Genomic DNA, 13,176 nt, shown 5'->3' with positions numbered 1-13,176 from the left:
GACCCCTAAACGAAATGTTAACGTGTGCAAATGGAGGGATATCGTGGAGAAATTGTCGAAGTCGTTGTTAGGTGTTGATCAGGAGTTCCCGGAAAGAGTTCTTCAATTTGGTACTGGAAACTTTTTGCGTGCATTTTGTGATTGGCAGATACATGAAATGAATAAGAAAGGTTTGTTTAACGGTCGTGTTGTTGTTGTTCAGTCTACTGAAAATGGTGCTGTGAATTTAATCAATGACCAAGAAGGTTTGTACACATTATATTTACAAGGAATGAGAAACAATCAACCAGTTAATGAACGAGAGGTTATCCAATCAATAAGTCGTGGTATTAACATTATAGATAAATATGAAGAATATATAAACGCTGCAAGAAACCCTGATTTGCGTTTTATTATTTCAAATACAACAGAAGCTGGAATCACATATTCCGAGGATGATCAGCTTGAAGATCGACCACAAAAAAGTTTTCCAGGAAAACTAACAGCTTTTTTATATGAAAGATATAAACACTTTAAAGGTGATATCTCAAAGGGATTTATTATTCTTCCATGTGAATTAATTGAAGATAACGGGATAAAATTAAAATCTATTATTGAAAAGTATGCTAAAAATTGGAGGTTAGGTGAAGGATTTATTGAGTGGATTACCGAGGCAAATACTTTTTGCAATACATTAGTTGACAGAATTGTACCTGGTTTTCCAAAAGATAGTATAGAAGAAAAAACTGCGGAATTAGGCTATATTGATCAGCTAATTGTTGTAGGTGAACAATACCATTTGTTTGTTATCGAAGGACCTGAATTTTTGAAGGAAGAATTTCCAGCTCATAAGATAGGGTTAAATGTTCTTGTCGTGAAAGATTTACGAACTTACCGCTTAAGGAAAGTAAGAATATTAAATGGTGCACATACATTAATGACACCTGTAGCTTATTTAGCAAACTTAAATACTGTAAGTGAAGCAGTGACAGCGGATATCGTAAAAGATTATATACAGGCAGTAATTGATCATGAAATGATACCAAGTATGAATTTACCAAAAGAAGAGCTGACTCAGTATGCAAATGATGTGATGGATCGTTTTAAAAATCCATTTATTCATCATTACTTATCAAGTATATCGTTAAATTCCGTATCGAAATTTAAAACAAGATTATTACCAACTCTTCTCGATTATGAAAAGAAATATGAGAAACTTCCTGATGGTATTGTCTTCTCACTAAGTTCTTTGATTTATTTTTACCGTGGTCAACGTGGGGGAGAAAAGATAAAGCTTGTAGAAAATCAGGAAATTTTATCCTTATTTCACAAGCTGTGGGCTACCTGTGATGGCAGTGAAGAGGAAATTCGAAAGTTGGTTAATTGCATATTATCAAAGAAATCTCTCTGGGGCATAGATTTAACTAAAATACAAAACATGACCAACACTGTTACAAAGCATGTAATAAACATCAATCAATTAGGGATTGTCGAAGCTTTACAACAACTTTCTATTGTAAAGGGTGAAGTTAATGATAACATTTATTAAAATTAATGATCATGATAATGTTGCCATTGCTATTCGTAAGCTTGATGAAGGGTCTACTATCAAAGTTGGTGATCAAACAGTTGATTTAATACAAGACATTCCTAAGGGGCATAAGTTTTCATTAACTAATATTAATATGGAAGAAAATATAATAAAATATGGTTTTCCTATTGGTCATGCTATAGAAGAGATTAAGAGCGGTTCTTGGGTTCATTCTCATAATATGAAAACAAATCTATCAGGTGTCGAAACATATGAATATATTCCAAATAAGCTAGGATCGATTTACGGAAAAGAAAGTTTAACTTTTAAGGGGTATCGAAGAGAAAATGGTCAGGTAGGTATACGTAATGAGCTTTGGATTGTACCAACGGTTGGCTGTGTAAATGGCATAGCTGATCAAATTATTCAAGAATTTAAAAATCAAGTAGGAGAGTCTTTACCTTTTGATTCTATTCAAGTGTTAAAACATAATTATGGTTGCTCACAGCTTGGCGATGATCATTTGAACACACGAACAATTTTAGGGAATGTAGTAAAGCATCCTAATGCTGGTGGAGTATTGGTGTTAGGTTTAGGTTGTGAAAATAATGATATTGATGAATTTAAAGAATCACTAGGATTTATTAATGAGAAAAGAATCAAGTTTTTACGATCACAAGAGGTTTCAAATGAAATTGATGAAGGTGTAAAACTTTTGCGTTCGATTTATGAAACATCTAAGGATGATAAACGAGAGGATGTTTCATTATCTGAGTTGAAAATCGGATTAAAATGTGGAGGATCTGACGGTTTTTCTGGGATTACAGCTAATCCATTATTGGGAAAACTATCAGACTATTTAATTGCTCAAAATGCAACTACTGTTTTAACTGAGGTTCCGGAAATGTTTGGTGCTGAGAAAATATTAATGGAACGTGCTGAAAATGAAGAGGTGTTTAAAAAAATTGTAGTTATGATTAATGAATTTAAACAATATTTTCAAAATCATAATCAACCTGTTTATGAAAATCCTTCACCTGGTAATAAAGCTGGTGGTATTACAACGCTTGAGGATAAATCTCTAGGTTGTACCCAAAAAGCTGGAGTAGCTTCAGTGATAGATGTGCTGAAATATGGTGAAGTTCTACAAAAAAAGGGGTTGAATCTTTTAAGTGCACCTGGAAATGATTTAGTCGCATCAACTGCTTTAGCTGCTTCAGGTTGTCAGCTTGTCTTGTTTACAACAGGACGTGGTACACCTTTAGGTACATTTGTTCCAACGATGAAAATATCAACAAATACAGAGATTTATGAAACAAAGCCACACTGGATTGATTTTAACGCAGGAACGATTATCGAAGATCAAGAACCAGAGGCGTTATTGGAGAATTTCCTCAGTTACATTATACAGGTTGCAAGTGGAGAGTTAGTGAATCATGAGAAAAATAATTTCCGTGAAATTGCAATTTTTAAAACGGGTGTTACGCTATGAGAATAAAGGCAGATTTTTCTGTCTTTTTTTGATTACATAATATGTGAACTGTTTATTTGATTGTGTATGTTAGAACGCCAGTAGTGCGAAATAAAGGGTAGTTAAATAAGGTTTATTACAAAGAAAGTGATAATTATATTATGTAAACTAATGAATTTCTAAAAATATCAAATAAACATCAAAAGATTATTAATTAGGACTCTTTTCTAAAAAGTTGTTGCTAATTTCCTTAATTATCTGCTATAAAGAGCTTTTTATCGTATAATCGGTACTTATTTAAAAGAAAAAATGCCACTAAACTTTATACAGAGAGGTTTCAAATAGGCGTCTAAAAACAATATAGTTTACGATAAAATCCTTAATTTTAATGTTATTGTTTTCATATACAATTATTTCTTGAAGCAAGGGAGGTGATAAATATGGATTAATTTATCGTTATTCCCATTTTTTAGTTACATCGAATAAAACTACTCGAAGGTTATATAAAGATAGAAAAAATGTGTTCGTTACAATTTCTATGTAAATTCCCTAGTTTTTGTGACATAATGTTCTTGGAAAAAGGAGTGAGAACATGCAAAACATTATGATTGTTGAAGATGATCCAAAAATTGCTGAGCATTTACAATCTTATATACATAAATACGGATATAATGTGACACTAGTTAAGGATTTTAATGCTGTTATGGATGATTTTCACAAACATTCACCCGACCTAGTTTTATTAGATATTAATCTTCCAAGTTTTGATGGCTACTATTGGTGTAGACAAATCCGCAAAGAGTCGATCTGTCCTGTAATCTTTCTTTCAGCAAGAGTTGGAGAAATGGATCAAGTGATGGCTTTGGAAAACGGAGCTGATGATTTTATAACAAAGCCTTTTTATATTGAAGTTGTTATGGCAAAAATACGAAGTCAGCTTCGAAGAGCTTATGGAGAATATGCTGTAGTAGTAGAAGAGAGGATTTTAGAAAAAGAAGGACTAAAGCTATTTATTGAAAGATTAGAACTACTGATGAACAATCAAATTGTTACACTTTCAAAAAAAGAGGCAGATATAATTGAAAGTTTGATGGAGCGCTATCCTCGTGTTGCTGGACGAGAAGATTTACTTGTTAAGTTATGGGATGAACAAACATATGTAGATGAAAATACACTTAATGTAAATATTACAAGAGTAAGAAAAAAGTTTCTTGAACTGGGTATTAAAGATGCTGTTGAAACAGTTAGAGGTGTAGGATACAGACTTAACCTTTCTTGGTCAAGGGTGAAGAGATCATGAAATTATTTTTGAAAGAGCACTTATTATTAATTATTGTTCAATTCATCCAATTTTCTGTTATGTTCTCGATCTATTGGCTTGATGGGTATCGTTCGATTCGACCAGGTCTTTACTCGGTTTTTCTCGGAATTTTCTTCCTTGCATGTTATCTTTGTTATTTTTTTAATAGTCGCCGTAAGTTCTATAAACGATTAAGTAAGCCATTAGAAACACTTGATGATTCCTTCCAAAAAACAGAGCAAACTCCTATATCTGAGGCACTTGATTCGTTGCTAAAAGATCAATACAAGTTGTACCAACATCAAATCAAAACCTTAGAGAATCAGCAATTGCAGCACAATACGTTTATGAATCAATGGGTTCATCAAATGAAGACCCCACTTTCAGTTATTGAGCTTACTGCACAAATGCTAGATGAACCAGATTCATCCAATATTCGTGAAGAAACGGAAAAAATGAAAAATGGGTTAAATACAGTACTGTATATGGCGCGTCTTAGATCAATAGAACAGGATTTTTCGATTAAGCCTGTTGAGTTGTCTAAAGTTGTTCATGAAGTGAATGGTGAAAATAAACGATTTTTTATTAGAAATCAAGTATATCCTAAGCTAGAAGTAGAAAAAGTTGGAATTACCGTTGAAACTGATGAAAAGTGGTTGTTTTTTATCCTTTCTCAATTGATAAATAATGCTGTTAAGTATTCGTCTGGTCAAAACAGTAGTATCGTGATTTGTATTTTTGAACAAGCAGGTGAAGCAGTACTAGAAGTCACTGACTTTGGTGTAGGTATTCCTGATACAGATAAAAAACGTGTTTTTTCACCATTTTTTACAGGAGAGAATGGTCGTGAATTTAGAGAATCTACAGGGGTCGGACTTTATTTAGTAAAGGAAGCTGTAGATCATCTGGGACATACCATTGAATTTGATTCTGAAGTTGGAGAAGGTACAACTTTTAGATTAATTTTCTCACAAACTCAAAACCTTACATCGTTGTAAGAATAGTGAAAGATGAATCGATAGTTTACGGATCAAAAGAAGAGATATACTAATCACAGATTAAACGAAATTGAGGAATCGAGGAGATCTTGTGATGTTATATGTAAACCAAGTTAGTAAAATTTATGAAGGTAAAGTCACATACCGTGCATTAACAGATATTGACTTAACCATTGAGACTGGTGAATTTGTTGGGATAATGGGGCCTTCTGGAAGTGGAAAAACTACCCTTCTGAATTTGATTGCAACGATTGATGAACCTACAACAGGTAAAATTCTTATTAATGAAAAAAATCCCCATCAGTTAAAAAAGGATGAATTGGCTAAATTTCGTCGTAGAGAATTGGGGTTTGTTTTTCAAGATTTCAATCTACTTCATACACTAACTGTTGAAGAAAACATTGTCCTTCCTTTAACACTAGAAGGAAAAAAAGTAGGAGAAATGAAAGAAAAAGCACGTGAAATTTCTATGATGCTTGGCATTTCAGAAATTATGAATAAGCGCACATATGAAATATCCGGTGGGCAAGCGCAAAGAGCAGCAGTTGCTAGAGCAATGATTCATCATCCTAAGCTGTTATTAGCCGATGAACCAACAGGTAATCTTGATTCGAAATCTTCTAAGGATGTTATGGAAATGCTGGAATATCTAAATCAAAAAGAACGAACAACAATGATGCTAGTTACTCATGATCCACAAGCAGCGAGCTTTTGTAATCGTGTTGTTTTTATTCGTGATGGGAAGTTTTATTCGGAAATTCATCGTGGGAACAATCGTCAAGCCTTTTTCCAAAAAATAATTGATACACTTTCTTTATTGGGAGGGGACGCACATGACCTTTCGTCAATTCGCGTTTAATAATGTCACTCGTAATAAAAGACTTTATGCAGCTTATTTCCTTAGTAGCATGTTTACAGTTATGGTATTTTTCACATTTGCTATTTTTGCCTTTCATCCAGTATTAAGCGGAGATGAAATGAATGGTAATGTCACAAGTGGCATGTATATTTCAGCATGGATTATCTATGTTTTTTCTTTCTTCTTTATTTTATATTCGATGAGCTCTTTTTTACAGTCTCGGAAAAAAGAGTTTGGCTTATTGATGATACAAGGAATGACATCGAAACAAATTCGTTTGATGGTATTTTTGGAAAATATGTTAATTGGATTTTTCTCTACGTTTGGTGGGATATTGCTTGGCTTAGTTTTTGCAAAAGGAATTTTGCTATTAGCAGAAAATGTACTAATTATTGATGATCAACTCCATTTTTATCTTCCGATTCAGGCCATAGTACTGTCATTTGTTTCTTTTATTGTGCTATTTTTCTTTATCTCTCTTTTTGTTTCTTATGTTTTAAGAAGTAAAAAACTAATTGATCTAATTAAAGGTAACAAGAAATCCAAAGGTGAACCAAAAGCAAATCTCTTTTTAACAATGAGTGCTGTTGTTTTACTAAGTGTAGGTTATACGGTTGCATTGATGGCAAAAGGGATTGCAGTAATTACGGTAATGGTCCCGGTTATCTTGTTAGTCATTGCCGGAACGTATCTTATGTTTACTCAATTAAGTGTTTTTATCATTGGAAGGTTAAAAAAGAAAGAATCTTTTTTCTGGTATAAAACAAATATGCTTTTGTTTTCAGATCTTTCTTTTCGAATGAAAGATAATGCACGAACGTTCTTTATGGTCTCAATCGTTTCAACGATTGCATTTTGTGCGATTGGAACTTTATTCGGGTTTCAAACATGGTCTACCTCAGGAACAAAGATAACAAATCCTAATTCGATTACTTATCGAGGTCAAAATGCCGAACAAGAAGTAGCGATGATTAACAAAACTTTACAAGAGGAAAATATTCAGGCTACAGAAGCACAAATGATGTTAAGTTATTTTGAAGTAGAAGGAGAAAAAATCTTCATTGCAAAGCAATCGGATTATAACGATTTTGCAAAATTAATTGACGAAGAAGTCATTAATCTTCATAGGGGACAAATGGTTACTGTTGAATTTGAAGGGTTTTCTTTTGGGCAAATGAACATAAAAAGAAATGAGTCAGTAAAGTTGAATTCAGGAGATATTTTAAAATCAAATGAAGTTATTTATTCTAGAGCACTACCTTCAACAGATCCTTATTATGTTGTTTCAGATGAAGATTTCAAACAGATTACAACACAGCCTGCTGATGAAGTATATTATCAAGCGTGGCAAGTGACATCAGGAAAGGAAAATGTGATCAAAGCTTCTGAAAAATTACAACAGGAGTTAGAACCTTATGAATTCACTTCTGTTGAATATGATGTTTATCAATTAAATAAGTCATATGCACCTATTTTGTTTGTGGGGTTATTTATTGGAATTGTGTTTTTTATCTCAGCTGGAAGTTTTCTATATTTCCGTTTATACATGGATTTAGATGAGGATAAACAAAAATTTAAATCTATTGCAAAAATGGGATTAAGCGAAAAAGAACTAAAAAAAGTGCTAACAAAGCAAACAGCCATTCTATTTTTTGCACCAATTATTGTAGCACTTATTCATGGTGCTGTTGCTTTAACGGCATTATCACACTTTTTCTCCTTTAATTTGTTTAGAGAATCAGTTTTTGTACTTGGTGTTTTCTGCATGATACAAATTGTCTATTATTTTATCGTACGTTTTTTCTATTCAAAACAAATCATAGCTGCTGTTCAATAGAATGATTTACAAGTATATCCTTCTTGATGCTAATGCTTGGACACATTTGGAGTGAAATTTTGTTTCAACATTTAAATCATTGTAGGCAGTTTAACAAAGCAAAGAGGCGGTATATTTACTCAGCCTCTTTGCTTTGTTATGGGATATGAAAAATAATAATTTGTATTTTATTGTGTATAGTTTTATATGAAAGTAAAGAGCAACTTCAATTACTATTAGCATGATGCCTTGTCTGATATAGCTAAAGCTTTATCTACTGATCATATGATTTATCTTATTTCCACCAGTTATCATACATAGAAGCTGGAATTTCTCGTTTGTGTTGGCTCATAATATAGCGTTTTTCAATTTTTTCAGCAATGTCTTTTGTTACATCTTTACCCTCTAAATAATCATCTAATTCATCATAAGTAATACCAAGCTCAGTTTCGTCTGCTTGAAGTGGTGTGTTGTCAAGCAAATCAGCTGTTGGTATTTTTAAGTATAAACGTTCAGGTGCTTGAAGTTCTTGAAGTAAACTTTTTCCTTGACGCTTTGTTAAGCCTGTTAGTGGAAGAAGATCTGCTCCGCCATCTCCGTATTTCGTGAAAAATCCTGTTACAGCTTCTGCTGCATGATCTGTGCCAATCACTAATAACCCATTTTGACCTCCAATTGCATATTGAGTAATCATTCGTACTCGAGCTTTTACATTTCCTTTATTAAAATCTGTAAGTGCTTCATTTGTTGTATCATTATAGCTACTAGCAAAAGTGTCAACTGTATTAGAAATATCAAAAGCAATGCTTTCATCTGGTTGGATAAAAGACAGGGCTAACTGAGCGTCATCTTCATCTTTTTGTATACCATATGGTAGTCTAACTGCAGTAAATGTTGCAGTATACCCTTCAGTTCGTAATTCCTCGACAGCTAATTGAGCAAGACGTCCTGCTAGAGAAGAGTCTTGACCACCACTTATACCCAAAACCAATCCTTTTGCATTCGTCTTTTTAACATAATCTTTTAAAAATGTAATACGTGCTCGAACTTCTTCTTTAGGATTAATTGTATCTTTCACATGTAAGTCAGACATGATTTGATTTTGTAAATTCATCTTAAGTTCCTCCTACTGATATAGTGAGTTCTTTTTAATATATTGGTAACACGTTTCTGGTAATAGGTACCGCGGATCTCCACCTAGTGAAAATTCATCTCTTATATAAGAAGAACTAATTTCCATGGCTAAGCCTTTATCTAGTAAATGAAAGGTTTCTCCGTCATCGTTATTTCTTAAAATAGGTGAACTACTAATTGCTCTAAGCATATTAATATCATTTCTAGCCATCACAATAAATTGGTTTTCCTTTACTAATAGGTCACCATTTCCCCATTTTCCTTTACCAATATCAATTAATAGATCAGCACCCATTATGAAATAAATACTATCATCTTTATACTTATTTTTAAAATGCTTTAATGTTTCATAGGTTGTTATCTTCCATGCATTTTGATTCATTTCATATGCATTAGCTTCAAAATGTTCATTGCTATCGATCGCTAATTGAAGCATATTCCATCGATGTTGATCATCTGTTTGCATCTCCTTGTCTCTTCGTTTACTTGAGCAGGGGAGAAAGATAATTTTGTCTAGATTGCAGCGGTGTAAGATTGTATTTGCTGTCCAAAGATGAACATTTGTAACAGGATCAAAGGAAGAACCATAAATACCAATTTTACCCATATATACCCTCCAGAAACATCTAGTCTTTATTGTTCAGTTCTGTTACTAACCATTTCAGAAACTTTAGCGTTTACTTCACTAATATTGTTCATCTTGTTTTCCCAACATGCTTGACTTAAATCTACAGGATATTCTTCAGGATGAAGAGCACGTTTATACTCATCCCAAAGTAGATCAAGATTTTCTGCTGTGTACTTTTGCATACTCTCTAATGTAGGCATGTCGTAGACAAGCTTTCCTTCATCAAAAATTTGATGGTGGAGATTTTTTGCCTCAAAATTTGTAACAAATTTACTCACAAATGTGTGAATAGGGTGGAACATTTTTAGTTTTTCCTCATGCTCTGGTTGTTCATTATGAAGAGTGATATAATCACCTTCTGACTTTCCATTTAATTTATTGATTATGCGATAAACCTTTTTTAATCCTGGTGTTGAAACTTTTTCTGGATTACCACTAATTTTAATTGTATCGATCATTTCACCATTTTCATCTTCAATAGAAGCAAGTTTATAAACAGCACCTAAAGCAGGTTGATCAAAAGCAGTGATAAGCTTTGTGCCTATTCCCCATATATCAATTTTAGCGCCTTGTGATTTTAAGTTAATAATTGTTGCTTCATCAAGATCATTAGATGCAATAATTTTTGTATGATGAAACCCTGCTTGATCGAGCATTTTTCTTGCTTCCTTAGAGAGGTAAGCTAAATCACCACTATCAAGACGAATACCTTTGAAGTTAATTTGATCACCAAGTTCTTTTGCTACTTTAATTGCATTAGGTACACCTGATTTTAATGTATTATAGGTGTCTACTAGGAAAACACAGTCTTTATGTCGACGTGCATATTTATGAAAGGCGATGTATTCATCTTTGTATGCCTGAACAAATGAGTGAGCATGTGTACCTGATACCGGAATACCAAATATTTTTCCGGCTCTAACATTTGATGTTGCATTAAATCCACCAATAAATGCAGCTCTTGTACCCCAAATAGCAGCATCAAGTTCATGTGCACGTCTTGTTCCAAATTCCATTACAACATCTTCGCCAACTACTTGTTTAATTCGAGCAGCTTTAGTGGCAATTAGGGTTTGATAATTCACAATATTTAAAAGAGCTGTTTCTATGAGCTGCGCTTCGACTAATGGTGCCTCTACCCGAATAATAGGTTCATTACCAAAGACCATTTCGCCTTCTTGCACAGAGAAAACATGACCAGTAAAGCGGATTTGTTGTAAATAACTTAGAAAATCATCTTGATAACCTAAATTCTCTCGTAAATAATTTATATCTGAATCAGTAAATGTGAAATTCTCAAGATATTCAATAATTCTTTCAAGTCCTGCAAATATGCCATAACCATTACCAAATGGAAGCTTTCGGAAATACACTTCGAAAACTGCTTTTCGATTATGAATTCCGTCTTCCCAATAAGATTCTGCCATATTTATTTGATAAAGATCAGTGTGTAATGCTAAACTGTCATCTGTATTATGTGTTTTCATGTTTATATTTCCTCCACAGTAAGTTCAATTTTTCACATAAATGATAATTGTGAAAGAGAGGGGCAATGATTTAATTTTTCCTAAAAGATATTTATTATATCTTTATCATAAACTACATATCGTGCCAACAAGTAACAAGTAACAAGTTTATGTTGTTATAAAATTTACGAAAACGTCTTTCTTAAAGGACTTTAGCATTTAAAGAGCCTGTAAAATGCTGTAATGCCCATTGATGTCCTTGTTGATTAAAACTAGCAACAGCTTTTTCGTGGATGACAATTTTATAGCCTTTGTTATATGCATCAACAGCTGTGTGTAAAATACAAATATCTGTACAAACCCCAACTAGATGAAGCTCAGTTATTTCACGTTCTTTTAGTTTTATGTCTAAATCAGTGCCAGCAAAAGCACTATATCGTGTTTTATCCAACCAATAAACATTCTTTTGATCTTTATGCTTATTATAAGTAGCTTGTAGCAGACCATATAGATTTCTTCCGGCCGTTCCACTTAGATTATGTGGAGGGTAGAGTGCTGTTTCAGGATGGAATTCATCATTCAAGTTGTGAATATCAATGGCAAAAACAACAAAATCATTGTTTTCAATAAATTGTTTTGTTACATTCACAATTTCTAATTCAATCTTTTGACCTGGCTCACCGCAAGTTAGTGCACCATTGTCTGCAACAAAATCATTCGTATAATCAATATTAATTAAGGCTTTTTTCATTGTTTATACCTCCTAATAATAAAAATAAAAGTCTCAATTTGTAAACAAGTATGCTTATTTTTAGTTTAATATCTAGCTGTATAGATGGGTCTTGCTACATTTATTTCTTCAACAAAACGATAAAGCTGTGTTGGTGTTTTGGACGTTCTTTGAGTTTTTTGTCCAGATACTTCTTCTATAAAAGGTAGACTTTTAATTTTCCTTGAAAAAGCTTGATCACTCGTGATTGCTGAATCATTTGTAACAGTCTTCAAAACCGCTTGAAGCTCAGAGTACGTAAAATGGGCTTGTAAAAAGTTTTTTGCAATCGGTGTTTGCAGAAGATCATGTTTAATGATGGAAATTGCATCTTTAATAATTTCTTCATGATCAAATGCTAAGTTAAGCTGTAATACTTCATCAACAGAAAATAATCTTACATCAACTGCATCATCATTTGCTTTGCGTTGTGAAAGCATATGCTCAGGTACAATCGCGTAGTGAGCGTTCGATAGGATCCATCCTCGTGGGTCTCTTCCTGGTTTGTCGTACATGCCATAATGTTTAATGTGAATGCTTGCTACACCAGTTTCTTCTTCTAACTCTCGTTTAGCTGCTTCTAGTGCTGTTTCATCTGGTTGAACAAAACCACCTGGTAATGCCCATTTGCCAGCTTCAATATTTAGTTGGCCCTCAGCATTTACCTGTGATCTTTTAATTAACATAACCATCAACTTCATAAGAGGGGGCTTGAATTCACCAACCCTTGAAGAAAGAATCGTAAAAACGGCAATGTCAGAGGTATATCCATCTGGTGTACGAAACTTATTTTTTTCGTATTGGTTCAATGCTTCTATATTTGACATCAGTTTATGCTCCTACAATATGTCTTTTAATTAACAAGTTGTTAATTGTTAATTGTATTATATGGTAAATTTCTTACAATGTCTACATTGTTTAGTTAAAATAGGCAAAAAGTTGGAGAAGTTATTTTTAGAAATGGGGTTGAAGATGAAAGATTAATAATGGATTATTATAAGATTTATTAAAAACACGTTTTAAAACTTGTGCTTATTTCTGAGTAGTGGCTTTTATGTATATGTCCATTTTAACAAAATGAAAAACATACTAACATAAGTAGAGAAGTCATAGAAAAAGACGAATAAATCTAAATTCAGTTAAGCTGAAAGAAACAAGTTCGTTCCATTGCGCTGCAGACACTCGCGTTCCGCGGGGAGGAAGCAGAGCCTCCTCGACGCAAGCG

General features: G+C 33.2%; 11 protein-coding genes. 6 read left to right on the top strand and 5 right to left on the bottom strand.

All coding sequences use genetic code 11. From position 1 onward, the window contains the following. Nucleotides 1-43: 43 nt before the first annotated feature. The 6 genes from LC076_RS00820 (at nucleotide 44) to LC076_RS00795 (ending at nucleotide 7,975) form a co-directional block, all read left to right on the top strand. Nucleotides 44-1,528, top strand: a complete 1,485-nt coding sequence (locus LC076_RS00820) for a tagaturonate reductase (RefSeq protein WP_226665426.1) — start codon at nucleotides 44-46, stop codon at nucleotides 1,526-1,528. Further along, the gene (locus tag LC076_RS00815) at nucleotides 1,512-3,002 is read left to right on the top strand and encodes a UxaA family hydrolase (RefSeq protein WP_226665425.1); all 1,491 of its coding nucleotides are present in this window, start codon (nucleotides 1,512-1,514) and stop codon (nucleotides 3,000-3,002) included. The genes LC076_RS00820 and LC076_RS00815 overlap by 17 nt, the downstream gene beginning before the upstream one ends. 571 nt (nucleotides 3,003-3,573) lie before the next feature. Continuing rightward, entirely contained in the window at nucleotides 3,574-4,281 is a 708-nt protein-coding gene (locus LC076_RS00810) for a response regulator transcription factor (protein WP_226665423.1), read from the top strand. Further along, nucleotides 4,278-5,279, top strand: coding sequence for a sensor histidine kinase (locus LC076_RS00805; protein WP_226665421.1), 1,002 nt, complete (start codon nucleotides 4,278-4,280; stop codon nucleotides 5,277-5,279). The genes LC076_RS00810 and LC076_RS00805 overlap by 4 nt, the downstream gene beginning before the upstream one ends. 94 nt (nucleotides 5,280-5,373) lie before the next feature. Continuing rightward, entirely contained in the window at nucleotides 5,374-6,138 is a 765-nt protein-coding gene (locus LC076_RS00800; RefSeq protein ID WP_226665420.1) for an ABC transporter ATP-binding protein, read from the top strand. Continuing rightward, complete coding sequence (locus LC076_RS00795) at nucleotides 6,113-7,975, top strand: ABC transporter permease (RefSeq protein ID WP_226665418.1); 1,863 nt, start codon at nucleotides 6,113-6,115, stop codon at nucleotides 7,973-7,975. The genes LC076_RS00800 and LC076_RS00795 overlap by 26 nt, the downstream gene beginning before the upstream one ends. A gap of 274 nt (nucleotides 7,976-8,249) precedes the next feature. On the opposite strand, the gene nadE is transcribed toward LC076_RS00795, so the two are convergent. The 5 genes from nadE to LC076_RS00770 form a co-directional block, all read right to left on the bottom strand. After that, nucleotides 8,250-9,068 (bottom strand): ammonia-dependent NAD(+) synthetase, encoded by an 819-nt coding sequence (gene nadE, locus LC076_RS00790; RefSeq protein WP_226665416.1) that lies wholly within the window; start codon nucleotides 9,066-9,068, stop codon nucleotides 8,250-8,252. 12 nt (nucleotides 9,069-9,080) lie between these two features. Then, on the bottom strand, nucleotides 9,081-9,695 hold the full coding sequence (gene nadD, locus LC076_RS00785) for a nicotinate (nicotinamide) nucleotide adenylyltransferase (protein WP_226665414.1): 615 nt from the start codon (nucleotides 9,693-9,695) through the stop codon (nucleotides 9,081-9,083). Between the two features lie 26 nt (nucleotides 9,696-9,721). Then, nucleotides 9,722-11,203 (bottom strand): nicotinate phosphoribosyltransferase, encoded by a 1,482-nt coding sequence (locus tag LC076_RS00780; RefSeq protein WP_226665412.1) that lies wholly within the window; start codon nucleotides 11,201-11,203, stop codon nucleotides 9,722-9,724. Nucleotides 11,204-11,384: 181 nt separating this feature from the next. Beyond that, nucleotides 11,385-11,933: a cysteine hydrolase family protein gene (locus tag LC076_RS00775; RefSeq protein ID WP_226665411.1), complete on the bottom strand. Its 549-nt coding sequence runs from the start codon at nucleotides 11,931-11,933 to the stop codon at nucleotides 11,385-11,387. 65 nt (nucleotides 11,934-11,998) lie between these two features. After that, nucleotides 11,999-12,778: an NUDIX hydrolase gene (locus tag LC076_RS00770; protein WP_226665408.1), complete on the bottom strand. Its 780-nt coding sequence runs from the start codon at nucleotides 12,776-12,778 to the stop codon at nucleotides 11,999-12,001. Nucleotides 12,779-13,176 lie beyond the last annotated feature (398 nt).

This window comes from Metabacillus litoralis (assembly GCF_020524045.1).
GTDB lineage: Bacteria > Bacillota > Bacilli > Bacillales > Bacillaceae > Metabacillus > Metabacillus litoralis_C.
Note: the sequence above shows the minus strand (reverse complement) of the source record. Positions and strands in the feature narration are given on the sequence as shown.

Bases quoted from the DNA above. Each gene is read 5' to 3' on its own strand.
- LC076_RS00815 (WP_226665425.1), top strand. From the start codon at position 1,512: ATGATAACATTTATTAAAATTAATGATCATGATAATGTTGCCATTGCT.
- LC076_RS00810 (WP_226665423.1), top strand. From the start codon at position 3,574: ATGCAAAACATTATGATTGTTGAAGATGATCCAAAAATTGCTGAGCAT.
- LC076_RS00805 (WP_226665421.1), top strand. From the start codon at position 4,278: ATGAAATTATTTTTGAAAGAGCACTTATTATTAATTATTGTTCAATTC.
- LC076_RS00800 (WP_226665420.1), top strand. From the start codon at position 5,374: ATGTTATATGTAAACCAAGTTAGTAAAATTTATGAAGGTAAAGTCACA.
- LC076_RS00795 (WP_226665418.1), top strand. From the start codon at position 6,113: ATGACCTTTCGTCAATTCGCGTTTAATAATGTCACTCGTAATAAAAGA.
- nadE (WP_226665416.1), bottom strand. From the start codon at position 9,068: ATGAATTTACAAAATCAAATCATGTCTGACTTACATGTGAAAGATACA.
- nadD (WP_226665414.1), bottom strand. From the start codon at position 9,695: ATGGGTAAAATTGGTATTTATGGTTCTTCCTTTGATCCTGTTACAAAT.
- LC076_RS00780 (WP_226665412.1), bottom strand. From the start codon at position 11,203: ATGAAAACACATAATACAGATGACAGTTTAGCATTACACACTGATCTT.
- LC076_RS00775 (WP_226665411.1), bottom strand. From the start codon at position 11,933: ATGAAAAAAGCCTTAATTAATATTGATTATACGAATGATTTTGTTGCA.
- LC076_RS00770 (WP_226665408.1), bottom strand. From the start codon at position 12,778: ATGTCAAATATAGAAGCATTGAACCAATACGAAAAAAATAAGTTTCGT.